This is a genomic window from Thalassotalea euphylliae (genome assembly GCF_003390335.1).
Taxonomy (GTDB): domain Bacteria; phylum Pseudomonadota; class Gammaproteobacteria; order Enterobacterales; family Alteromonadaceae; genus Thalassotalea_F; species Thalassotalea_F euphylliae_B.
The window spans coordinates 1,495,900-1,520,671 of sequence record NZ_QUOU01000001.1 but is presented as its reverse complement, the minus strand read 5'-3'; the positions used below and the strand labels follow the sequence as shown (position 1 = coordinate 1,520,671).

21 protein-coding genes are annotated in these 24,772 nt (G+C 44.7%); 14 read left to right on the top strand and 7 right to left on the bottom strand.

The genetic code is table 11. The features are described from left to right. Window positions 1-2: 2 nt before the first annotated feature. The 5 genes from DXX93_RS06760 to DXX93_RS06740 all read right to left on the bottom strand — a co-directional run bounded on the left by DXX93_RS06760 (window position 3) and on the right by DXX93_RS06740 (window position 4,676). Window positions 3-1,181, bottom strand: coding sequence for an efflux RND transporter periplasmic adaptor subunit (locus tag DXX93_RS06760; RefSeq protein ID WP_258872608.1), 1,179 nt, complete (start codon window positions 1,179-1,181; stop codon window positions 3-5). Window positions 1,182-1,422: 241 nt separating this feature from the next. Beyond that, window positions 1,423-2,691: an ATP-binding protein gene (locus DXX93_RS06755; protein ID WP_258872607.1), complete on the bottom strand. Its 1,269-nt coding sequence runs from the start codon at window positions 2,689-2,691 to the stop codon at window positions 1,423-1,425. A gap of 15 nt (window positions 2,692-2,706) precedes the next feature. After that, a complete protein-coding gene (locus DXX93_RS06750; RefSeq protein WP_116007430.1) occupies window positions 2,707-3,399 on the bottom strand; it encodes a response regulator in 693 nt (230 codons plus the stop codon). After that, on the bottom strand, window positions 3,399-3,776 hold the full coding sequence (locus tag DXX93_RS06745) for a DUF3019 domain-containing protein (RefSeq protein ID WP_147302649.1): 378 nt from the start codon (window positions 3,774-3,776) through the stop codon (window positions 3,399-3,401). The genes DXX93_RS06750 and DXX93_RS06745 overlap by 1 nt, the downstream gene beginning before the upstream one ends. Window positions 3,777-3,785: 9 nt before the next feature. Beyond that, the gene (locus tag DXX93_RS06740) at window positions 3,786-4,676 is read right to left on the bottom strand and encodes a MipA/OmpV family protein (protein WP_181902163.1); all 891 of its coding nucleotides are present in this window, start codon (window positions 4,674-4,676) and stop codon (window positions 3,786-3,788) included. 311 nt (window positions 4,677-4,987) lie between these two features. On the opposite strand from DXX93_RS06740, the gene DXX93_RS06735 reads away from it, so the two are divergent. Further along, on the top strand, window positions 4,988-6,958 hold the full coding sequence (locus DXX93_RS06735) for a beta-propeller domain-containing protein (protein ID WP_116007427.1): 1,971 nt from the start codon (window positions 4,988-4,990) through the stop codon (window positions 6,956-6,958). Window positions 6,959-7,103: 145 nt separating this feature from the next. Here the strand turns inward: DXX93_RS06735 and DXX93_RS06730 are convergent, their stop codons facing one another. Further along, on the bottom strand, window positions 7,104-11,507 hold the full coding sequence (locus DXX93_RS06730; protein ID WP_116007426.1) for a hypothetical protein: 4,404 nt from the start codon (window positions 11,505-11,507) through the stop codon (window positions 7,104-7,106). 233 nt (window positions 11,508-11,740) lie between these two features. Here DXX93_RS06730 and DXX93_RS06725 point away from each other — a divergent pair, with 233 nt between their 5' ends. From DXX93_RS06725 to DXX93_RS06710, 4 genes are all read left to right on the top strand, one after another. After that, the gene (locus tag DXX93_RS06725; RefSeq protein ID WP_116007425.1) at window positions 11,741-12,283 is read left to right on the top strand and encodes an N-acetylmuramoyl-L-alanine amidase; all 543 of its coding nucleotides are present in this window, start codon (window positions 11,741-11,743) and stop codon (window positions 12,281-12,283) included. Window positions 12,284-12,388: 105 nt separating this feature from the next. Further along, window positions 12,389-12,643, top strand: a complete 255-nt coding sequence (locus tag DXX93_RS06720) for a hypothetical protein (RefSeq protein WP_116007424.1) — start codon at window positions 12,389-12,391, stop codon at window positions 12,641-12,643. 242 nt (window positions 12,644-12,885) lie between these two features. After that, window positions 12,886-13,998, top strand: a complete 1,113-nt coding sequence (gene glpQ, locus DXX93_RS06715; protein ID WP_116007423.1) for a glycerophosphodiester phosphodiesterase — start codon at window positions 12,886-12,888, stop codon at window positions 13,996-13,998. 178 nt (window positions 13,999-14,176) lie between these two features. Next, complete coding sequence (locus tag DXX93_RS06710) at window positions 14,177-14,644, top strand: hypothetical protein (protein ID WP_116007422.1); 468 nt, start codon at window positions 14,177-14,179, stop codon at window positions 14,642-14,644. 419 nt (window positions 14,645-15,063) lie between these two features. On the opposite strand, the gene DXX93_RS06705 is transcribed toward DXX93_RS06710, so the two are convergent. Continuing rightward, window positions 15,064-16,245: an IS4 family transposase gene (locus DXX93_RS06705; RefSeq protein ID WP_116006317.1), complete on the bottom strand. Its 1,182-nt coding sequence runs from the start codon at window positions 16,243-16,245 to the stop codon at window positions 15,064-15,066. Window positions 16,246-16,673: 428 nt separating this feature from the next. On the opposite strand from DXX93_RS06705, the gene DXX93_RS06700 reads away from it, so the two are divergent. From DXX93_RS06700 to DXX93_RS06665, 9 genes are all read left to right on the top strand, one after another. Further along, on the top strand, window positions 16,674-17,264 hold the full coding sequence (locus tag DXX93_RS06700) for a TetR/AcrR family transcriptional regulator (RefSeq protein ID WP_116007421.1): 591 nt from the start codon (window positions 16,674-16,676) through the stop codon (window positions 17,262-17,264). Window positions 17,265-17,386: 122 nt separating this feature from the next. Next, window positions 17,387-18,001: an MlaC/ttg2D family ABC transporter substrate-binding protein gene (locus DXX93_RS06695; protein WP_116007420.1), complete on the top strand. Its 615-nt coding sequence runs from the start codon at window positions 17,387-17,389 to the stop codon at window positions 17,999-18,001. Window positions 18,002-18,235: 234 nt separating this feature from the next. After that, on the top strand, window positions 18,236-18,478 hold the full coding sequence (locus tag DXX93_RS06690) for a hypothetical protein (protein WP_116007419.1): 243 nt from the start codon (window positions 18,236-18,238) through the stop codon (window positions 18,476-18,478). Window positions 18,479-18,515: 37 nt separating this feature from the next. Beyond that, the gene (locus tag DXX93_RS06685) at window positions 18,516-18,713 is read left to right on the top strand and encodes a hypothetical protein (RefSeq protein ID WP_116007418.1); all 198 of its coding nucleotides are present in this window, start codon (window positions 18,516-18,518) and stop codon (window positions 18,711-18,713) included. Between the two features lie 284 nt (window positions 18,714-18,997). Continuing rightward, window positions 18,998-21,061 (top strand): TonB-dependent receptor plug domain-containing protein, encoded by a 2,064-nt coding sequence (locus tag DXX93_RS06680; RefSeq protein WP_116007417.1) that lies wholly within the window; start codon window positions 18,998-19,000, stop codon window positions 21,059-21,061. A 334-nt stretch (window positions 21,062-21,395) separates the two neighbouring features. Beyond that, window positions 21,396-21,635 carry a glycosyltransferase gene (locus tag DXX93_RS20940; RefSeq protein WP_258872606.1) on the top strand — a complete coding sequence of 80 codons (240 nt, stop codon included), beginning with the start codon at window positions 21,396-21,398 and terminating at the stop codon, window positions 21,633-21,635. A gap of 300 nt (window positions 21,636-21,935) precedes the next feature. Further along, complete coding sequence (locus DXX93_RS20935) at window positions 21,936-22,163, top strand: hypothetical protein (protein ID WP_258872605.1); 228 nt, start codon at window positions 21,936-21,938, stop codon at window positions 22,161-22,163. Further along, window positions 22,156-22,920, top strand: coding sequence for a glycosyltransferase family 25 protein (locus DXX93_RS06670; protein WP_116007416.1), 765 nt, complete (start codon window positions 22,156-22,158; stop codon window positions 22,918-22,920). The genes DXX93_RS20935 and DXX93_RS06670 overlap by 8 nt, the downstream gene beginning before the upstream one ends. 202 nt (window positions 22,921-23,122) lie before the next feature. Then, window positions 23,123-24,625, top strand: a complete 1,503-nt coding sequence (locus tag DXX93_RS06665) for a hypothetical protein (RefSeq protein WP_116007415.1) — start codon at window positions 23,123-23,125, stop codon at window positions 24,623-24,625. Window positions 24,626-24,772: the final 147 nt, after the last annotated feature.

Genomic DNA, 24,772 nt, shown 5'->3' with positions numbered 1-24,772 from the left:
TCCTACTTGGCAATATCAGCAATAACCCCAGTGGTAGGGTCAACGTCTTTCTCTACCGCGCTCACTTCGCTACCAGCACGCACTTTTTGCAAGCCTTCGATTATCACCCGATCTCCTGCTACTAGCCCTGATTCAACCACCCGCATCGCATTGACTTGACGCCCTAACGATAATTGGCGCTGAACAACTTTATTGTTGGTATCGACAACCAGTACTGACTCACCTTGCTGACCGAGCTGCACCGCAATTTGTGGTACCAAAGGTAACGCTTGTTTCGCCGTCCCTTCAATCAAGAGTGTGACGTACAAACCGGGAACGATGAGCCCTTGAGGGTTGTTAAACTGGGCGCGCAGCTCTACCGTCCCCATGCCCGCTTCAATTTTGGTATCGGCAAACACTAGTTCACCTTGGCCTTGATATATCGTGTTGTTTGGCAACTTTAACGACAAAGTGTAATCTGTGCGCTGTGCATCGCTGCCATCAGCACGTGATTGCAAATAGGTAATGTACTCACTCTCGTCAATTTGAAAATTCACATAAACCGGGTTTGTTGCTTGTAAGTTCGCTAATTCGCCTGCGTTTGGCCCAACAATATTGCCAATATCTTGCAGCACCTTGCCAATTTGGCCGCTAAACGGCGCGTGAATTTTGGTGTAGCTTAAATTGAGCTCTGCTTTCTCTAACGCTGCTTGTGCAGAGCTAACGGCGGCCTTCGCTTGCAGGTCTTCAGCAATTAATTTGTCGAGATCAGACTGTGAAATAAAGCCTTGCGGAGCGACTTCTTCGCCGCGTGCTAAATTGCGCTTGGCTCGCTCTGCCGCCGATTGTTTACTCTCAAGTTCCGCTTGCGCTTGCGCTAATGAGGCTTGATAAGAAGAATCATCAAGCTCGAATAACAGCTGATCTTTTTCAACGTTGCTCCCCTCAACAAAGTGCTTTGCAACTAACTCGCCCTCCACTCGGGTAACGATACTTGCCTGCTGGGAAGCTTGCGTTCGCGCAACAAAATCGCGAACGAAACCAACAGGCTCGGCTGCTATTCGATAAACCGTGACCGCAGGCTTGGGAGCAGCTGTTGCAGGCGCGCTTTCTTGGCTACAAGCAAGGATTGAACTTAACAAGGTGAATACTACCCCTTGTTTGATGATTTTTATTATCCGTGGATGGCTTTGCTGCAACATTTATTCAACTCCGTGTGTTCTCTTGAAAATCTCTGGTACTTAGATATGTTAAAACTCAAAAGTTCTCGTGGCTTAACACTTTAATACATATATAAAAATTTGAGTTACCTTTCGATTATGGCACTGGCGATAAAGAATCGCTAATTGTGTATATTGACACGAATTTAACGAGTTGTTCCGTTCAAATTGAGGCTTGGTGTATGACGGGGTAAGTAGTGCAGCTGCCGGATAACTTGAGCGGCTAGTTAATTTGCGCTTCAATAGGATAAGTGAGCACAAAGCAAGCACCACCCAGATAAGAAGTTTCAATGGCACAACTACCTTGGTGCCATAACTGCACTCTTCTGACAATTGCTAGCCCAAGGCCAGCACCACCGCGCTTGCGATCTCTATCACCATCGGGTCGATAAAATGGTTCGAAGATTTGCGCCCGTTCTGCTTGGGCAATGCCATGACCATCATCATGAATGGCCACCGTTAATAGCCCTTGGTGTTCGCTAATTCGAATGTCTATCTGCTGTTTGGCATAGCGACTGGCGTTGAGCAAAATATTAGTGATTGCCCGTTCAACCAAATGACCGTCAACCCACAGCAAATGCTCATTGCCCGTTACTGTCACAGCGAGCTTTTTAAGATGGCTGTTCGCAAGCTTATCAACTTGCGCTTGGCACAATGATCTAATGGGAACTTCTGCGACATTCAATTCTGGCTCAGTTGACTCCATCGCCGCATAGTCGAGCATCTCTTGCACTAAACGCTCAAGTTCATCAAGATCTTGACTCATTGCCAACCACTCAGTGGAGTCTTGAGCTGGTGGTACTGCCAGCGCAAACTTTAAGCGAGCTAGCGGTGTGCGAAACTCATGTGCAACCGCTCCAGTGAGTTCTTTTTGTGTTAACAGTAAACTTTTAATTTGTTTAGCTAGAGCATTAAAACTGGCTGCAATCGGGTAAATTAGCGAGCGCCTATTGAGCTGTAACTCACTTAGTGAGCCATCTTTTTTGAGTGAATGACTGGCACTTTGCAGTGCTGATAAATCTCGCCATAACGGCCATGTCCAAAAACTGAGTAAAATACCAAAGAGCAAAAAGAACAAGGCCGAATACAACAGCAATGAGCCAGCTGCTGGCGCGGGGACTTGTGAAGACAAGACCATTACTTGTTGGTTATTTAACAGCACCAATAACTGTTGCTTGTTTTCGCTATCCACTAACTCTAAATAACCTGCCGTTTGCAAATATTGCTGAATATCGTCGGCCAAATACAAATCATCTAGGCTAGCAAACTCAGCGGTTATATCACTTTGCTTAGCTAAGGCTTGCAGCTGTTCTTGCGCCTCTTCAGCCGAGATTTCTTGCGATGCGCTCAGCTGAGCTAGGCTTAGTGCATAGTTCTTGAGCCAAGGGCTAGCAGTCTGCTCATCAGTAAAAAACAGTTTATCTAACGCGGCTCCTAGCCCCACTAACGACAAAGCGATAAACAAGTACAAGCTCAGAAACAAGCGCGCCATCGTAAATAAACTCGTTTAATCCCAGGCGTCGGCGACAAAGAAGAAGCCTTTGCCCCAAATCGTTTTAATGCGGTAAGGTTGCTGTTGGTTGTCGTTAAGCTTTTTTCGCAGTCTCGAAACTCGTACATCCGCAGAGCGATCCAAGCCATCGTACTCCCTGCCAATCACCTTTTCATAAATGGCGTTGCGATCGACAATTTGAGACGCGTTTTGCGCCAACATCAGCAACATATCAAATTCATGGCTAGTCAATGCAATAGGCTCGCCAGCTAACGTTACACGACGAGATGAGCTATTAATGCTCAATTGACCAAAACGCAATTCCACAGGGTTTTCACTAGCGCTTGCTTTAGCGCGGCGTAACAGGGCGTGAACTCTCGCGAGTAGAATTCTCGGTTCAACAGGTTTAATAATATAATCGTCAGCGCCAAGCTCAAGCCCTAGTACTTGATCGAAACCGTCTTCACGGGCGGTAAGAAAAAGCAAAGGCCCTTGATAAACAGCGCGCAACTTGCGGCACAACGCAAAACCATCTTCGCCCGGTAACATCACATCTAAAATGATAATGTCAGGCTTCACCTTGTTTACCGTTGGCATCAAATTAGTACCGTCACTTAAACGCGTGACTTGAATTTGATGTTGTTGCATAAAATTGTCGATCAACAAGCTAAGCCTGTCATCGTCTTCTACCAAAAGTAATTTGGTCATTAGAAAAAACTCCACGGTGCACGCACGCGCTTACGCCTTGTCGTTAGCGTTTTAACTTCTAACTCGGCGCGCTGTACCACTTGTGCTAGCTCGTTTTTTAGTAGTAATTGCGAACTCGCTTGATAGCTAATTGGCAATGTTTCTTGCTCAGGTAAGCGCAACCAGCATTTGACTTGCTGTGCTGGTTGATTGACTTGGTGTAAATATAGACAGAATTCACCGCTGGTTGATGGTGGAAATAAGATGGTTAGCTCAAGGCGACACGTTTGATTGGCATCACGCGTAATACAAACTTTTGGCTGCACTTGCCACGTTGCCGCACTGGTTGGTAGCGACAACATAAGGGTAAACAAAATAACAAACCACTGGCTTTTCAAGACAAATCCTTAGAATTGATAAGCCGCACCTATGAAAATTGTTCGCACTTGTTTTTCTTTGACCAAGGGGCTGTCATACATGCCTTTATTTAACCATTGATAGCCCAGTTTAAACAAGAGTTGCCAATCATCTGCCAACGGGTAAATACCGCTCAAATCAAGCTGAGGTTGCCAGCCCGCTTTTGCTTGATAAAAGTTTTCTAATACCAAGTTGTCGCTTTCATCAATACCGTAGTAATAATCCAACAACGCTGAGCTTTTCCATGTTATCGAAGGTGAAAGCCCTAATTGCCATTCCCCATACTGAAACCCCAAACGGTAACTAAGGTTAAGTTGTTGGCCATGGTGAACACCTGTTACATCGGTTTTCACTGTGATGCTGGCACTACCGCGTGCCAGCGCTGTTTGCCAACGAAGCCCGGCATCTAGTGCCCAATCTCGGCTGCGCACTTGGTCAATCGATACCTCAGTGCGCCCACTGGCATCATCACTTTGTAACGTTGCGTCAATAAAACTATGGTTTTCAATCGGATTCAAAATATTGCTGGGGTGCCAAAAACTAAAATAAGCACGCTCGCGGTTGACGCTAACAAAGCCTTCAAAGGAGTGCTTTGTTTCTTGATGCCATTGATAGCCTAGCTCGCCATTATCGAAATACGCTTTTTCACCATACCAAGCGATATCGGGCAGTAGCACCAGTGGAATATTGTCGCCATCATTGAGTGGATTCGTGATAACACCTAGCCCGACGGCCACGCCAATGTGCCATTCCCCTGTTGTGATACAACTTTGTTTATTGGTATTTGGCTTATTGGTATTTGCTTGCGGGTTTTCACAGCTGTATTCATCAGCATCTACGCTGCTAAAAATGCTCGTGGCAAGTAACAAAACAAATGTCAAAAAAGGTGTAAAAAACTTCAAAACGTCATAGAGTTATCGAATATTGACAATACGGTATCAAATTGCCTCCCCCCCTTCAGCTTTTGATTACAAATATTCACAATTTCCACCATTTGAGATCGGACGCCACACGCGTAACCCCATTAGGATAGACCCTATAAGCACAACCCAATAGCTAAGTTAAGCAAAGCCAAGTAAGGAAATAAAAGCAACGCCGCTTGGTCAAAAGCTGTTTGGTGAGCATCAAAACAACAAGAAGTGCCACTAGTGTCGGCACAAGACCGTATTTGTGACAAAGGAAGGAAACCCTAATGAAATACACACCTCTTGCCTTAACGCCTCTCGCTCTAGCAGTGTCGGCGACTTTACTCTTCACCGCATGCTCTAGCGACGACTCCCCCAGCGTTGCTATTGTCGAGCCAGAGCCTCAGCAAGCCCCAGACGTTAATGCCAGTAAAGTATTTAAGGGCGGTTTAACAAAGGTTAACGGTAATGCCGCCGAGCAGTTTTTAAAAAATGGTATTTTTGCATCAACGTTTGACTTACCCGTGATTGCTTTTCAAGATTCCGCATCAAGCAGCCGCAGCGGTTTCTCCACGACCAACACACAAGAGCAAGGGGTTGATGAAGCCGATCGCATCGAATACGACGGCAATTACCTTTATGTTGCCCAGTACCCACAATGGCCAGTGGAGAGCGAAGCAGACAGTGCCGCGATTCGCATACTAGAGCGCCAAGCCGATTTTAGCCTTACACAAGTGAGCCAAACGGTTATCGGTGATGGCACAACAGATATTAATGGCATGTATGTCGCCAACAACCGTTTGTCTGTCCTGCACAGCAACTACCCTATGGTTGCCTTTGCCGACATAATGGTACCGGGCGGCTTGGGCAGCGGTGAAGTTAACCTGACGGTTTTCGATACCCAAGTGACCAATCAACCAGCGCAGCTGGAAACGCTGAAAATTGATGGCTGGTTACTGTCTAGCCGCCGTATTGACGACTACCTATATCTGGTCACAGGTTACACACCAGAAGTGGAGGGCTTAGAGTACGGAGACACAGGTGATGCAACAAAACTCGCTAATTTCCAGCAAATTCAAGCACTGTCGGTTAACGATTTAATGCCTAAGTTGCGCCGCAACGGCCAATCAGAGCCACTTGCTAGTGCACAAGATTGTTATATCCCTGAGCAAGCGACTGAGCTAGATGGCACCCGCCAAATCACCATGATCACACGTGTTAATACCAACGCACCGTCTGATATCACGTCTGTTTGTATCATGGGACAAGCTGATGCTATGTACATGTCAGCCACCAACCTTTATCTGACAGGCAACGCAGACAACGACACAGTGCTACATAAAATTTCACTGGGTGACAGTTTTAATTACCAAGCGAGCGGCAGTGTTAATGGTACGCTCGGCTGGCAATCAAACCCACAATTTAGAATGGACGAAGAGCAAGGCTACTTACGCATCGTTACCAGCGACTACCAAGAGCAACCCACACACTTTTTCTCTGTTCTGAACCAACAAGGTAATGAACTAGTACAAGTTGCCCAACTGCCCAATGAACAGCAGCCCGAAGCTATTGGCAAACCTAATGAAGATATTTACGCCGTGCGCTTTTTAGGCGACAAAGGCTATATCGTCACGTTTGAGCGCACCGATCCACTGTACGTGCTTGACCTTGCTAGCCCGACGACGCCACTAATCGCTGGTAGCATAGAAATACCAGGCTTCTCAAGTTATTTACATCCTTTAGGTGACGATTATCTGCTTGGTATTGGACAAGAAGTAGCATTGGAAGCCCTACCCGCCGATGAAACTGGCCGCGCCTCCGAATTACCAGTTCGCCAAGGTGTTAAGGTAAGTTTATTCGATGTGCGTGACCCAGCAAATCCGGTTGAACTAGACACGCTTGTTAAAAACGATAGTTTCACGCCAGTTGAATATGACTACCACGCCTTGAGTGTCTTGGCAGATAACGGTAAATATCAATTTGCGATGCCACTTGAGCAATGGCAACCCTGCGATGAAGCCTGTGCTGCAAGCGCTTACCGCGCTCAACACAGCTTAATGTTGCTTGACGTGGACACCTCAGTAGAGCGCGCAACGCTCAGCGAAACGCGTCAATGGCAAGTACCCAGCGATGATGCCTACTTCTTTGGCGGCAATGATCGCAGCGTCATCCACGGCGATCACATCTACTACTTACATGGCAATCAAGTTTGGCATAGCACTTGGTCAGCGGATGCCCGTACAGATGGCCCTTACTAGACTTTGAGATAAAATCATTGCAATAAATGCCCCTTTCCGCCTAGAGCAACCACGACTTCCTGTTTTAGGCTTTTGCCCAACACATTTGACTGTTTCTGTGTTGGGCTTTTTTCAAGTGCCTTGAGGTTGCATGGCTACCAATCGGTTAATTAAACTGATTGCGGATCAGGTTGGCACTGTTCGTCATGCTGGCAATTGTCGTTAACACCCCTGCGATAGAGCCGAAAATAATAAACAGTGACTCACCGGAGATAAGCGCGACCGCACCAAGCAGTAAAGCGATACTCAACACAATTGGCACCCGATAATTTTTCCATACCCCTTGCTCGCTTAGTTTAAATAACTTACCCATCACTTCCGGCGGCTCGGCGTTCAACACAAAATAGGCAAAGCTGTCGTTAACTAAGCGAATATCGTCGCTATCCACCCGAATCAAGCCATTCAGTGCAAGATGCTCAACCATCTGACTGTTACTCGGATTCAAATACCGTTTTTTCGCCAGATTAAACAAGGCAAGCTTTTCAGCGTTCGAGCAAAGCTCCCACTTAAAGCGATAAAACGCCTCTGCGTGAATAAGTATAAAGTTAATCGTCGCCCATTTTTTCTGAGTTGCTAATAAGGGCGAAACATCGCGCTCTAGCGGCTGTGGCTGGCGCTCTCCTGACTCGCCAGTCGCTTGGCTTGCCAATCCAGCCAGCGCGTCGATTGATTTCAACTCTGGAAAATGGGCAACCTCGCGCACCACTAATGCGTGATCAACATCTCGCTCAAAACTCTCAGGCAGTTGAAAATTGAAATCCATTAAACACTCAGACCACGACAAATACTCGATATGCTCCAGTCGAATGTCGTCGCTCTCAGCTTGGGCCAGCGCATCTTTCAAAGCCACCCTTTGCAAACAATGGAAACCACTGTACAGACAAAAGTTGCTGATCTTGTTATCCAGCACAAGGCCTTTGATATCGATGATGATGGCTAATAAATGTTGACGCAATGCCCGTTGCTCTAGGCAGGTTTCCAAATCCCATAAGTGCACCGACAAGTTCAATACTTTTTGCGCCTCGTCAGTATCACCTGTAACACTCATTTTAAGGTTAGAGAGTTTAACCCCATCTTCAACCACCGCAGTTAAAGCGGGGCTTAGCGCAATCAGCGATTGTACGATTGGGTTTTCCAGCTTGTCGCGTTTAAGCAAGCTAGTGTACAAATTGAGTTCAACCCCATTTAAACGAATGTTATCGCCTTTGATCAGTAATCTCGCGTCCCGCTTATCGGTGGGAATATTGGCTAGGTCTTGCCCGAGCTTTTCAATATGGCGCAGAAAATCCATGCCAAAATACAAGAATGTCCACAGTACTTTGCTGTGTAACAAATACCAAATCGCACTGAGTACGGTCACCAGTATTATCATTAGCGCGGTGTATCCTAGCATGGCAAGCACTGGTTTTTCAGCGTCCAGCTGAACACGCTCGGTACTTGATTTAGGCAGCATGTAGGCGTGTAACCAGCGCCACAATTGCTGATTACCGACCGCAGTGGCGAAATTGGGAAAGTCATTGGGGGTGACACTTTTATTATCACAAGCGGCATTTTCTAGATAACGGCTATTACCTAACATTAGTGCTGCGGGTTGCTGCTGATAATTGGTGATGGAATTGGGGAATAAAGTGAGCGCCTGTTTGGTTACCTCTTCGCGTTTTGCATTAATTAACGCGCATTGATAGTTTTGCTGCTGCAGCGCAACGCCACTAAGCGACAATTCACTGGTAGCAGATAAGTACCAAAACACCAACACAAAAACTGCGGAGACAGTTAGCCAAATATTAACGGGAACGCGCTTTATTGCTCGTCCTAGTCGCCTGATATCTTTAAATAAATGCAACGGCAGCCGCAGCCAAACGAGCCACATCAAATACATAATAATGGCAAGAATAACTAGGGTTAGCGGCAAATACCAAATAACCGAACCTATTGGCAGTAACTTCACCACCGCGCTAATGGTAACAACTAAAATAATAATGTTAGTGGCAATAAAGCCTAGCCTGCGCTGCAGTTCATAGCTGATCACATCGTTAGTGCGGCCATGGCTTTTCCCGTGACTATTAACCGCCAAACTCAAGCCTTTGACCAAGGCAAAACTCACGGCCATTAACAGCGTGATGACAATCATGTAATAAATAAACTTATTATTTTGAAACCAAGTACTTAATTCACTCGGTGCAAACACCACTAGCGCCCAATCATCAATCACTGTTGGCTGTAAAAAGAAAGTGCCTGCTTTACCATGGTAATTACCCGATACTTGCACAGGGTTGCGGTTTTGCATGGTTTGGTAGCCAGAAGACTTGATCCATTCTGTTAACCCCTGCTGGTTATTACCGCTGTAAAATATATTTTCGTTGAGCGCTCGGTCGGCTTGGGAATGAAACAATACGTGTCCTGTATTTCGGTCAAGCACCATGTGCGTTAAATCAGCATAGATGGCACTCGGTTTAAGCTGAGCTAAGTGCTCAAATTGCAGCGCGGTGCCAGCCTTTTTGATGCTACCGTGCACACTATTTACCGAATGGCTCATTACTTTGTTGTCATTGCTTACCGCCGCATTTACCGTCGCATTTATTGCCGCAAGTTGAAAATACTCCATTGCTGGTATCAAGACGTCTGCAATCAAGACTAAGCTGCCTTCATTCCAGTCACTGCCCTCACCCATTGGTTCATTGATATGTTCAAACAAGGGCATGGATAAGGTTGTGCCTGTTGTGCCATTAGTAACATTGCGCAACCGCTGAATGTAAACATTGCGCATTGTTCTGGAAGCGTCAGTAATGTCTTTCCTCAGCGGTAAATGCCAACCTTGTTGATCTCTGACTTTTTTGAAGTACTGGCGATGGGATAAATTGATGGTACGCGGCGTACTAAAGTTTTCTCGATAATAAAACGATGGCAGTGCAGGGTTGCCATAGCGATTTAGCGCAAGCAAGGAAATTAGACCATCAGGTAAGACTAATGCCGCCTCGTGATCAGCTAGTTTAACACCAGCAACGCTTTTTCCCGTCGATTCAATTAACGCCAATGATTGGGCAAGTATACCGACAGAGCCTTGCCCTGCTTCGCGGCTAGGTAAAGTGGTATTAATGTTATTGACCACGTGCTTAAATGCCTGCCCAGACTTGTTCGTATTGAGCTCAGTAAACGAAGTGTGGTTATTTACCAAGCGGCGCGTAGCTGGCTTGACGCTTTCCTCACTATCAACTGTTGCGTAGCTCACGGTTAAGTTATTGGCAGCGGTGCTGCGGCAATAAGCCCCCTCTTGCGCAAGATTGACTAACAGTGGAATTGTATGTCTGTCATTTACAGCTTTCGGGGTTTGTATATCAAAGCAATAATTCTTGAGGCTGTCACCTTGAAAGCCCGCTTGCCGGCTAAGTTTACTTAATGTTTGATAAAATGGGCGGTAGCGATGTGCCGCGTTAAATATTTGATAAATTTCCGTATTAAACTGATCAGCCAATGCCGTGATATAGTGCTCAGTGGCGCGTTTTTTAATGTGCGTTAAATACTGACTTTCAACACTTGCCAGCACAAGTGCCAGCGAAGCACTAAAGGCCAGATAGCAAGTGACGACCACAAAGCCACGAAAGAACCTGGTCGTAAACTGATTTTTGGGCTGCAAATACAAGCGTAAAACCGCCACCAACACACACAAAGTCAACACTGAAATAACAATTAACGGGATGTTCCATTTACTCGTTGCACGTTTTGAAAGCTCAATATTTTCGACAAAGCCCACCAAAGTCAGGCGCGCTGTCTTGTTGTATCCCTTGGGTATACCCGGCGCCGGATAGGCAAGCTCTTGCTCTAGCGTAAATGGGAAGACATAAACTCGATAGTCACCGTGCGCGAGTTTGACATCGACATGTGACGAATGTGTTGGCAGCTTTTGTGGTTTGCCCGTTGAAGTGCCGGTTTTGTTACTCGTTGTCGCAAAGATACTTTGTTGGCTTTTAATAAAAGCCTTGGTAATAAAACTTAAATCACTAAAGGAAATTTTAGTTTCGTTACCCAATGTCGTGAGCACCTTGTCTTGTTCATTAACTATCAGCACCTTACTGAACACTGAAGCAGATTGGGGCAATATATCGCTGTCACTCAGGCTTGCCAGCTCATCGCCCACTGCTTGATCATGAGTACTTTGCACGACCAGTTTACGCGCCTTTAATTGGTAAATCGCATTGTTGAAGGCATCCTTCTCCTCTTTGCTGTTTTTGTAGCTGGCAAACAAGCCGCGAATAGCCGTACCGGACTCACCATTTTGATGGGCGCGACGCAGCTTATTTAGGTTGTTGTTGAATTCTACTGAGGCTTCGTAAAGTAGCCGATAGTTCTCGTTATTGACATGGCTATTGCGCTGGCTGATATCGTGGAAAAAATAGAGTGTTACGCCAATGACAATTAATACGGGAATAAACAACCATTTACGCGGTCGTTTGAAGTTCGAAGAGTTCGGTGAATCAGGTGTTGAGGCTACTGCAGGTTTTTGGGCTTCCATGCATTGTCTCCGCTAACTCTTTTAACTATCGAACAATATCGCGATAACGCAAGTAAAACCTTTTCTAGCCTGAGCCTAGCCTGAGCCTAGCCTTTTCCTAACCTCTTACTAACCTCTTCCTAACCTAAGCCTAGCCGTGCAAAAACCGAAAAATGAATTATGCTCAGTTAACCACAGTTAAATCATAGCTAAACCATAATTAACGGCGATAACTTGATAGATAGGATCAGACAATGAAACTTTGTGCATTGGTTGTAGGCCACAAGAAAAATAATCCCGGCGCAACAAATCAAGCGACAGGGTTAAGTGAGTTTGAATTTAATGAACAACTCGCCATCGATATTGAAAAGCGAGTCACTCAGGTTACAGTGCAGCGAGTTTATCGGCGCACTTACCAACAATTACCTAGCGATATTGACGAACTCGCGCCAGACTTTATCGTCAGCCTACATTGCAATGCGTTTAATCAAGCGGCCAATGGCTGTGAGATGCTCTACTACCACAGATCGAAAAAAGGCAAAGCAATGGCCGAAGTTCTGCAACAAAAAGTACAATCAGCACTTGGCAACCATGATCGCGGCACTAAACCCAAAAGCGCCGAAGATCGCGGTGGCTATTTGCTGCGCTACACCGCTGCCCCCTGTGTGATTACCGAGCCATTTTTTATTGATAATGACGACGAACTCAGCAATGCCAAAGCTAAATACGAGCAGTTGGTTAGCGCTTATGCTGTGGCAATTGAAGAAATTGCACAACATATGAGTACCAGCAATTAGTGCCTCGGTTACACTTCAGCAACAATTGATTAAAGTTTAATCACAAAGTGTCGATACAGAGGTACGGCTAAACCAAGAGGCAAGTAAGGACACTTTGTATATATTATGTTCAATCCAATCGAGCAAACAACAAATACAAGGGTAACGAATACGTCGAAAACCCACAGGAAAAAGAAATCACTGCAAACATTTTTAAAGCAGAAGTTTTCATTGGACGACGATCGCAATAACCAGGAATGGAGTGGCGAAGAGCGCCGCCAAGGGGAAGATCGTCGACAAAAAAACATGATCGGTCAACGACGTTTAGACAGTCGTAACAAAACCGATAGACGCCAAGCCCAGTTCTCGATAGAAGTTTAATACCAATCCGCATAAATAAATGTTCGCTCAGCTTGAGATAAAACACTTTAATGCAAGGCGCATGTTTGCTCGTCATAGTTATTCTCTTTTAATAAACAGAGAGTAAGAACATGCAACACCGCAGTAAAGTGTTGTGAATTGGTATGATTCATCAGCTTGTCACAAAAATTCGTTAATAAGTTTAGGTAAAGAGAACGCTCACTTTCCCGTTGTAAACTTAAACAGAAAACCTAAACTGACGAATGATGAAAAACACTTTTTTACTATGTTCAGCCCTAGTGGTATCGGCCGTACTTTGGGGCTGCCAAACCACGGATAATGTTCAACCTTCGCCCAAAAATGATAAGCGTGTTTCCTTAACGCGCCCCCCAGTGACCATTATCGCTCATCGCGGTGCCAGTGGTCACCTGCCAGAGCATACGATGGCGAGCAAGGCACTCGCCTATGGCATGGGGGCTGATTTTATTGAGCAAGATGTCGTGATGACGAAAGATGATCACTTGCTGGTGCATCACGATCTGACCCTAGACGCGACAACGAATGTTGCCACGGTTTTTCCAGACAGAAAACGCCAAGATGGGCATTTTTACGTCATAGATTTCACCTTGGCAGAGCTTAAAAAACTACACGTTTTTGAGCGCTTAAAATCCACCGAAACCACAACAGGAACGGCAACTGGAACCGCGAAATACCCCAAGCGTTTTCCTACCCAAACAGGGGACTTTAGATTACACACCTTCGCCGAAGAGCTCACCTTGATCCAAGCGCTAAATGCCAGTCATCAAAAAAATGTGGGGATTTACCCCGAAGTCAAATCTCCCTGGTTTCATCACCAAGCGGGTAAAGACATTAGCTCTGCTGTGTTAAGCACGCTAAAAACTTATGGCTATACGCAAAAGGCCGACAACGTTTACTTACAAAGTTTTGATGCCAATGAATTAAAACGGATCAAACACGAATTACTACCTAAATTTGGCATGACAATTTCACTTGTACAACTTGTTGCCTACACTGACTGGCAGGAAACACAAGAGCTTGTTAATAACCAGTGGCAAAATTACCGCTATGACTGGATGTTCACTCGCCAAGGTGTGGCCGACATAGCTGAATATGCCGATGGCGTTGGCCCTTGGTTTCCCATGCTCGTTGACGATAATTGGCAAGCATCCGCCTTTTTAAAAGCAGCGCAGCAGTTCAAGCTAGCAATTCACCCGTACACTTACCGCATAGAAGATACGCCTGAGCGCTTTGATAGTTATGACCAGTGGCTTCAATTTACTTATGCTGAACTGGGTATTGATGGTTTCTTCTCTGATTTCCCAGCCAAATCGAGAGCGGCATTAACAAGTCGCTAAACTAAAGCTTGGCTAAAAAACCCTCAAAAGTTAGTGGCCGTTTCGCAATGCGCTCAGGGTAATAAAGGTGAGTAATGTGCATAAGCAAGTGATACATTACTCACCTTGCTTACATTGAAATTGAAATTGAAATAGCACTGCTATCTAACACAAAGGGCAATCACCATTGGCGACCGACATGACAAAACTGACTTTTTATGCGCCACTTATCGCACTGTTTTTATTCGTAAACCAGCCAGCTTACGCTGTCCAAGCAAAGTCACTACAAGTGGTCGTCAACCCGGGTAAATATAGCGATTACTATCACCTGCAATACGAGTTAGTACCGGGCAAGTACCAGATCAACCAGCGTTATGGTTTTAATAGCGGTGGGCAATTTGAAGTACTCATTCCCAAAGCTATTTTTCCCATCCCTGCCCCAAACTGTCGAAAAAACATTATTGTGCGTATGCCATATTCGGCCAACACACAACGAAAAAAAGCACTGTACGACCAACTGCTCGCTGGCCAAGTAAGTACGACCGTAACACTTGAACTCAACCCTTATGTCACTGTCACTAACACAGAGCCGCTTAATTTTACACTGACCTACTGCAATGTGTTCTTTCGCCACAAAGGCGGTGACTACTATAATCAACTCAAGTAAACGTTAAAGACAGATGCGGAGCATGACCAAGCGAAATCGGCTTATCCAAATAATAAACTGTATCAACCAAGCTCGGAGCCTGACGTACATTCCGCCGTCTGTCATTGCATTGAACTCGCACTCACTGATAAATTAATCCGCCACAACTTATAGATTTCAACACTTTATAAGTTCCGATACTTTATAAGTTCGACACTAAACATAACCACTCACCGCTATTGCTGTGATACTCGCTAGCCTCGTTTATTTTCAAGTTGAGGGCTTATACCAATTGAAATAAATACTTAATCATTCAGCGAGAATTAAAAGGTTCAGAGGCAAGGCATTGATTGCAGAGAATGGTCGCTCCCTTGTCAAAATCAATAACGCAGCATATGAACCTTTTAAACTCGCCCTTTGGGCTGAGGGATCCCCATTTATCATACAATGATTATCTTGTTGTAGTCGTTAATGAAATTTAACCAACTCCTTTTGATAAACCTCTTTGTTAACTGGTGAGGGCATTGTTTGACAATATTTTTGGCGAGTGACAGAAATGAAAGCACGCGCCGCTTTCTCACGGTATTTGCTTGGAACCTAAAGTGCCATTTTCTTCTTTCTGCTTCAAAGCCAATAAGCCAGAGTACCAAGCTTGCTACACAAGCGATAAGGCACAGTATGCTCATCCGTTTAATGCCCATCGTTCGACTAAACCGCCAAGAAAAACCATACTGCTCACTTTTGTCATCTCTAAAGTTTTGCTCTATTTGCATACGTTTAGCGTACAAATTGATTACTTCGCGACTTGTTAGCTCGGCATCAGATGTCGCGATGAGCCAAGGTTCATGAGCAAGGTTGCGGTACATTTTATCATCCTTAGTAAAGCGGCTTTTCCCGCGTCGGCCTCTGTGCTCACCTTGATAAAGGTGCAGGCTCGCTTGGCACCCCGTTTTGCTGTGTTGCGTTAACCTTGCGCTCCCTAAATTTTTAGGTGTACAACTGGCGTCCTTTCTTAACTGCGCTAAGGTTTGCCATTGCGTTGGCTGCTGTTTCAATTGGCACTTCATTGTACCTCGCAGTCGACCAATAAAATCCCATCCGTGGGCAAGTACTTCGGCATACCAAGGTGTTAAAAAGCCGCCGTCAGATGTGATATACACTTTCGCATGCCCCGCCAATATGTGACTTAATCGTGAGAGAAACAATTGATGAGTGGTACGGGTTTCCTTATCCTTTTCTTCAACAACCATGTTGTAGAGCGTCATTGAGCGACCATCGACCAATAAACTAGCGCGTAACAAATGATAATTTGAGCCACAGCACCCACTCCAGTCGACAGCAATGACTAGGTATGGCAATTGGCTTATAACGGGCTTGGCAAGCGCACGGTAAATGTCAATAAGCTCTCGTTGTAAGTGGTCATTGTTTAAAAATCTGTCGATTCGTTTAATTTTGTTTTTACTGAACGCTTTTCCTTCGAGGTGTCGACCTATATCAGTGAGAGTTAACCGATTCGAGTCAATTAACGCATCGGCACTGAGCATTAAGGTTTTCATGCGTGCGCGATTGAAGGAAGAGAGGGTATTTTTAAGGTAGTTGTGGCATAGTGATTTAACAGGCATAGCAGTTGTCCTTATTGTGTTTGGCGATTCAATAAGATCACAAATTGTTATGCCTGTCACTTTTTGGGGATTCCTCAGCCCTTTGGGAGCGTGTCAGCGTCGCGATAACTGCGCCAAATTGATGAGATGTAGAACAACTATATCAACAAAAATTTGGCTTGTTCTCCCACCGCTGACAACGCTCTGAATTGATCAATTAATTAATTCAATTGGTATTAATAGGGTCACAACTCGTTACAACTTGCCGATGGGGTTTTAGCTATTATCCCGCGCCTGTTTATAGCCCATAGCGGCACCTGACTGTTTACTGCACCAGCAGAGGCTAAAGCCAGTTATTTATCAATTGAACTAGATTATAATTTTTTGGTATTTCATAACAGACCGACTGGTCGGTTATTATGTCATCAAGTTGATTGAGGAAGGCATCTATGAGAGATCCTGAGCAAACTAGGCAGTTAATACTCGAAGTGAGTGGCGATGAAATTCGCAAAAATGGCTTTCAGGCAACTAGCCTGTCGACCATTTTGTCTCGTTGTAATATCTCGAAAGGCGCGCTTTATCATCACTTTGCCAATAAGCATGAACTAGGGTACGCCGTTGTAGAAGAAGTATTCACGCCAATGTTTTTAGCAACATGGGAACCAGCAGTTACGCAAGCAGACCCACTTGAAGGCTTGTGTAACTTTTTTCATGCCGCAGCAAACGATATGAGTTGTGAAGACGTAGTATGCGGTTGTCCGCTGAATAATTTATGTTTGGAAATGGCCAGTGTCGACGAAGGTTTTCGACTGCGTACCTTAATGATGCAGCAAAAACTCAACACGTTAATTTCTGAAAACTTGCGCCGCGTGAGTGATCAATTGCGCAATGATATTGATTATTCTCAGGTTGCATATTTTATCGTTTCTGGGTTTAACGGCTCAACGAGCCTAAGCAAAGGCACACAAGAAAAAGCACTGTTCCAAACGGTAATGGCGGAGCTTTGTCGTTATATCAAATCGCTAAAGCGCAGCGATTGATCATTAACAGATTAATCGCTAACTAATTAATACCAATCAATTTACTGCTCGCTGTGGTCAATTTTTTGTTTACGAATTTTAACAGACCGAATGGTCGGTTTGACAAGAATTAAGGGGTTATTATGTCTAAGACATTTACGTTCAAGGTATTTATTACCATTTTCATCCTGATTGGTAGTGTGTTTAACGCACACGCCAGCACGTCTTCACCTTACCAAACACTGGAGACAACAGGTAATAGCCTATTTACCCGTATTGCTCAACAGCAACAAGAGCTAACCAAGTTTCCAGAGTTAATGCGCACTATCGTGGAAGAAGAGTTGATGCCGCATGTTGACTACAAATATGCAGCTTTCCGTATTCTGGGTAAGCAACTAAAGAAAACCACGAAGGAAGAGCGCAATAAATTTGCCGAAGCCATGCGTCATTACTTGATCAGAACTTACGCGACAGCGCTAGCTAACTACAAAAACCAGCAAGTTATATACGAGCCAGCCAAGCCATTTAAAGGTAAACGCGTTGTCGCTGTCTCAACACGTATTGTTGATGAAGGTGCGCCAGAAGTTGAAATTCAATTTAAAATGCGCCGCAACAAAAAAACGGGCCAATGGAAAGCTTACGATATGGTAGTGGAAGGCATTTCACTGCTTGAAAGTAAAAAAGCGGAGTTGTCGCGTAAAATCCAGCAACAAGGTTTATCGCAAGTAACACTGGAGCTTGCGTCAATTGCCAAGTAATTCGGTCAAGTGATTTAAACGAGCACTGATATTTAACATTTTTGTTTTCTCTCTTAGGGCAACATCACCATCGCGGTCATGTTGCCTTTTTTTTCGCCCACTTTACGGCTTTTTCTTCAAATGGCATAACATCTAAGCACCACAGAATTTCATTTAGTCACCCCACCGCTATGAATTTTTAATATCACTGGATATACTGCCAAATAATTGCAGACGCAGTAATGGAGGCTAATGATGTCTGGAACTACGATGGTTGTGCTGATTGTGTTTATTTCTGTCGGCTTTGGTGTCATGTACGATATGTATCAAAGACACCTGCGCTTCAAGGAAAAGTCATTGAAATACAACGCCGAGAACAACAAAGAAAATGAAGCGCTAAAATTACAGGTATCAAAACTTGAAGAGCGCGTTCAAATATTGGAAAAAATAGTGACTGACGAAGGATATGCCGTTAACAAAGAAATCAGTGGCTTATAACCCTTGCTAGTTTTCAATCACGATAAGAGGTTTAGATTTGAAGCTAATTATGCGCAGCGAGTTCGACAACTTGCGCCTTAACGATCAACACAGCTACGACAGTGATAGCAATGGCGATAAACAGATCGTACGTATTTACTGTGGCGACACTTTGATTGCCAAACGAGTTAAGCACAAAAAATCGATTCGCTACTTTGGCATTCAAGGTTACCAGCAGTATTTGATTGACAGCTAGCACGCCTATTTAGTCGCTAACCTATTACTGCGGCTATTAGAAGCGCTAATACAGCGGCTGGTTTTTTTGCTCTTTATAATTCAACTAAGCAGGCAGCCTTTGACCCACACTTTCATTAAAATGCCTGCCGTTTAACCCCAAGTGCACGGGCCACGCTGCGCTTACACAACCTTAAACTTTCTTACACCCTCTTACTTGCCCTTACCCAAATTCCCAAGCGCTATCCGCATAATAATCTGGAAATTTCGTTCCCCCTTATTCGCTCGATAGGAAAGCAAATACAAATGACCAGATTAAATAAGCGACGTTGGGTAACCATGTCTTCACTCACCTTTTCATCCGTTTTTTGCATCAGCCATGTGCAGGCGACTGAAATAAGTATCGATCCCCCTAATAAAGACGTTGAAGTCATAGAAGTTAACGGTCGTCGAAACCAAGCAAATACGGAAATAACTGAAAATACGCAAAAACTTTTTAATGTGCCAAGTCTAGCCAACGATCCATTAAGCGCTGTGTTTAGCCTACCCGGTATTGTCTACGCCGATGGCGATGACGGTGGTGAGCCAGCTATTAGAGGCTCGTCTCCTGACGATAACGCCTTTTACATTGACAATATGCCCGCCAATTATATTTTTCACTTATTTGGCGACAGTATTTTCAACAAAAATGTGATCAGTGATTTTTCACTTTACCCAGCCGCATTCGGCACGGAATTTGGCAATGCAACAGGTGGTATCATCGACGTTAAATTGCGAGACCCAAGAAACCAAGATTTGGAAACTACACTAGAAGCGAGCATGCTGAAAACTGGCTTTATGGTTGAAGGCGGTATTACTGATGATCAAGCCTTCTATTTTTCCTATCGACGTAGCTTAGTGCATTTGTTTGTTACAGAGGGCGAAGAAGATGATGGTGAAACCATTTCCAAACAGCCGATCAGCGATGACTATCAAGGTAAATATCAATGGTTAATTGGCAAGGATCAAAAGCTAACTTTCAGTGCTACTGGCGCCAGTGATGAAGGTGCGCTAACCATTTCGGCGCAGGCTGAAGAAACCATGCTAAACCCAGATGCTATAGGTGAAGACTCCTTGAATAATCGATTTGATCAGCAAACGCTCTCGTGGCAGTACTTTGCTGATGACGTTAGCCGTTTCGAAATTACCTTTGGACACATGACCGAAAGCCAAAAACAAACCTTTGGCCAAGGGCAATTTATTGATTTAAGCACTCGCCGCTTGAACCTGCGCTCAAAATACACTTATGACTGGCGTGAGAATCAGCAACTCATACTAGGGTTAAACATTCAGCATAGCGACAGCGACTACAGCTACGATCAAATTCCTTATTTTTGTACCGATCACGATGCTGATTGTGAAGAGAAAAGAGGCGAACGAGTGCAAGACACGGATAAGTTAACCCGCTTGGATACTGCCCTGTACATTGACAATATGTGGAAAATATCTGACGACCTTGATTTGTCTTTAGGTTTGCGCGCAGAGCGGGATGATTATACCGATCAAACCTTTGTTCACCCCAGAGCCTCATTGACTTGGTACCCGTTTGACGGCTTTGCCATCACCGGAAAATACGGCACTTATAGCCGTTTTCCCGATATTGATAAGGCGCTGAAAAAGCTCGGGAATCCGAATTTAAAATCGCCGAAAGCAAGCCATTACAACCTAGCCTTCTCATACGATATCAATGACCTATGGAATACACAGATAGATTTTTACTACAAAGATCTCGACGATATGGCGTTATCGCTAGATGACAATCACCCGAATGCGGCATTGCGTTACAGTAATGACTTGTCAGGCAGTGCAAAAGGCGTCGAATGGGTGATCAATAGAGCCTTATACAACGGCTGGTACGGTTGGGCGTCAGTCAGTTGGTCAAACAGCGACAGAACGAATGACGTAACCAATGTCACCACAGAATATTACCTAGACACGCCAATTTTGGCGAATATAGTGGCGCATTATCAAATTAATGATGCTTGGGATGTCGGTTTAAAACTGTCGGTACGCAGTGGTGCCAAGTACACCCCTATTACTGGCCTAAGGGATAATCCAAACCACCCTGGGTTCTTTTTGCCTAACTATGGTGCACTAAACTCGAGCACCCTACCCACCTATTACCGCTTAGATTTAAGCGCCAACTACAAAACAACGCTGTTTGGCTTGGATTCTGAAATCAATTTCGCCGTCATTAACGCTACCAACAATGATAATGTTTCTGGTTATTCCTACTCGCCACGAGGCGATGACAGCCCGACAAACTTTACGATTGAAAAGGACACGGGAATGGAGATGTTTCCTTCGATTGGGTTAACCGTCAAGTTCTAGGTTCCCAGCCCAAAGTGGCACAAAACGCGGCCACTTTACCTTGCTCTGGTCTAGATTTTAAAACGGTGCTAAACGCACTAGTTTTGCGTGTTAACAATCGAGTCACACGTCACCACAAAGCACTATTTACTTGATCATACTTTTGTATTTCTCAATCCGCGCGAGCTTGTTCAACCTTACTTACAAACCTCTTACACAGCCTTACGCAAGGGCTCAGAAAATTAAGGAATAATGCTCGCCAATCAGAGCTGGCACTGCACTCAATACTTGAGTGGCTCACTTTAATTCTAGGCTTTTCGAGCTGTTACCTAATTTAAGTAGAGGCCACTAAAGAATGAATGCAAAAATACCCATTAGTGTTTTTATTGTTACGTTGAACGAAGAAAAAAATCTGCAAAGGCTATTAATGTCGCTGCGTGAGTTCGACGAAGTGATTGTCGTAGACAGCGGCAGTAGCGACGAAACAGTGAATATCGCCAAGCGTTTTGGTGCTAAAACCTGCTACCAAGCGTGGTTGGGCTATGCTCAGCAAAAACAGTTTGCGATGTCATTGTGTAAAAATGACTGGGTATAAAATTTAGATGCAGATGAAGAGCTCACTGCCGCCACTAAAAATACCATCAGAAATATTGTTGAAGCCGGAAAGTATGACAGTGTTCGGTTTAAGCGAAACGATATCTTCATCAACAAACCATTCTCGAATTTAACCAAAAAGCCCAACAACCTAAGACTTTATCGGCAGTCCAAAGCAAAATTTAACGAGCATACGCTTGTTCATGAAAGTGCAGTTATTGAGGGTAGCGAGCTATACGTCAAAGACACTTTCGAGCACTACGGATACAACTCAATTGGCAAGCTCGTTGAGAAAGGTAACTTGTATTCGTCGTTAAAATCCAAGGAAAAATTTGAAAAGAAGCGCAAAAGTAGCGCGCTCAAACTATTTACCGTATTCACCATTACTTTTCTTCAACGCTATTTTATTCACGGATTTATTTTCTCCGGTAAGCGTGGCTATATCAATTCAGTCATCTGTGCATTTTACGCCTTTGCCAAAGAGGCAAAGTTATTTGAGCTGGAAGAGCTTGGAGGTGAATATGAGTAAGCATTCACCCGCACCGAAAATCTACTTAATCAACTTAGATAAAAGCAAAGATCGGCTGCTCAATTGCCATACAATATTGGCAAGTCAACAGCTGTCATTTGAACGAATACCCGCCGTACTTGGTGATGCGCTGACAACAGCTCAAAAACACCAGCATTACAGTGAAACGTTAAATAACCGCAATTACTACCGACCGCTGAGTAACGGTGAAGTAGGTTGTTATTTGAGTCACCGAGCAGCATGGCAAAAAATTGCTGATGGCGATGCGCCATACGGCATAGTGCTAGAAGACGATATCGCTATTAACGGTAATATGCATCTGGCTATAGACACCCTAGATACACTGCACATGGACTGGCAGGTCATTAAATTATCAGCCTATCAAAGTAGAACAAGGCCAATTGTCTTTAGTCAGCCTATTGGCAACGGTTTTGATCTGGTGATACACAATAAACCGATGACAGGCTGTGCCGCGTCGGCCATCACCAAAGAAGCAGCTAAAAAATTGCTCGCACAGTCAACGAAATTCGGGCGACCTGTCGATGTTGATATTCAACATTTCTGGGAAAGTAATGTCGAAGTTTGCTCCTTGATGCCCTATCCCATATCGCAAGATATGTCTTACCAAAGCACGATAACACAGCGAAAAGGCAAAGCAGGTAAACGCTTTTGGCAGCGAAAAATACAGCAATTAACCACTTATTTTCTCAATAAAAGACACATCGCTCAGCAAGTTGCTATGGCAAAAAAATCCTGAGTTAAAAAGCTCAATAATTTTTAACAGCATTGGTTATTCAGCTAGTTCATTTAAGTAATTTCAGATTTAAATAACTCATGCACTAGCTGAGTAGCTGCTTACAAAACGCAAATTATTGCTTACATGCGCTTACGTAATCTACCAAGCCTTTACTCTATAGTGCTCACCGTCATTAGCTAAGTATTTTAGAGGTATATTAGAGATGTCCAGATTCAAAAAACTACAATGTGCAACCTTGGTAGCTGCCGCAACTTGCATAGGCCTAGCGGCCTGTGGCGGTAGCGGCAATGGCAATACCACGACGCCAGCTCCAGCACCGACACCAGCTCCTGCTCCTGCGCCAACACCGGCACCGACCGGGAATAGTGTTGAAAGTGTATTTCCAAAGTTTGTTAAAGTCTTTGGCGTTGAGGTACGGGCGTCTGCACAAGTACCTGATGCTAAACTGTTGCACGCGGCCACCATTATGGCGGAATACTTAGACAATGACGATGATGGCGTAGCCGACAACCAACAAGTGGTTGACGAATTAGTTCGCCGAAAAGCAACCATGATCATGTCGCGCGATGGAACCGAATCAGAGTCATTAGCTGAGCGTCTCGCTAATGTGGAAGATCAAGACAGATTTCAAGATTTACAAGCCACTGAAACCATCCCCAATGGCGCTGCCAATGGCCAGTTTGATGGCAGCTTGGAAGAAATTCTGCACTTGATAACGCATGTTGGCTACTCAGCCGTTTACCCTGAAATATTTGGTGAACGTGTTGACTCAGCGATTGCCGATGCTATGGATATTGCACGTGGTGGCCGCTTTGAAGCCGTACCTGCGCAATACCCAGAAGGTGCTTGGTATACCTACGACGACCAAACCTGTGACTATAGCTGCATGGTCACTGAGTACACCTACTGGGTACTTACCTCGATATTAGGTGGTCAGGAATTTAATGGCCGCTTAGCAGAAATTCAAACTGAGTGGCGCTTAAATACCCGAGAAAAAGTACGCTTGGGTGATCCTGCAGCATTCACCATACTAACCAATCAAGTGTATTTGCTGCCAACAACCTTACCTGATGGCACGTACAACTCGACGCAGTTTAGCGTTCAAAGTAGTGATACGGGCTCGACGCCAGCCCTAACACCAACGGCAGGGGTTATAGGTGCCACTTCGGAAGCTGCTTGTCGTCAAGCCGAAGAGAGCTTCAACGGCAGTGCCTGTTTTATTATCAATCAAGACAAAGCTGAAATGTACGGCGTTATCGGGCCAGGCATAGTGACTAAGGTCACTGAATTGACAAACAATTACCCTGCGGTAAAAAACATTGTGCTGATTAATGTGCCTGGCTCTGCTGATGACGACAGTAATCTACGCGCTGCGAAAATGGTTTACGACCGAGGCTTGAATACGGAATTACTATCAAACAGTGACATTGCCTCTGGCGGTGTTGATTTCTTCCTCGCCGGCAACCGTCGCGTAATTGCCGAAGGCGCCAGCATTGGCGTTCATTCATGGGGTACCGGCGATGGCACAGTAGCCGCGCAATTGCCTCGTGATCACGCTGACCACCGACCTTATATTGAGTTTTATCAACATATCCAATTAGCAGAGCCAACTGAATTCTACTTTTTTACCTTGAATGCAGCGCCCGCTGAAAGCATTCATATTATGACGCCAGAGGAAATTACTCGCTGGAAAATGGCGCGCTAATAACCAAGAGATTCACCGGGCGCTTAATTGGCACTGAGTCATGGATTTGCGTAGCACAGCGATATACCGATTACGAGCTTTAACGGTAACACGCTTTCGCGATCAATTGAGCTGTTCAGCTGCTCCTGTGCAACTCAATCACTCGTC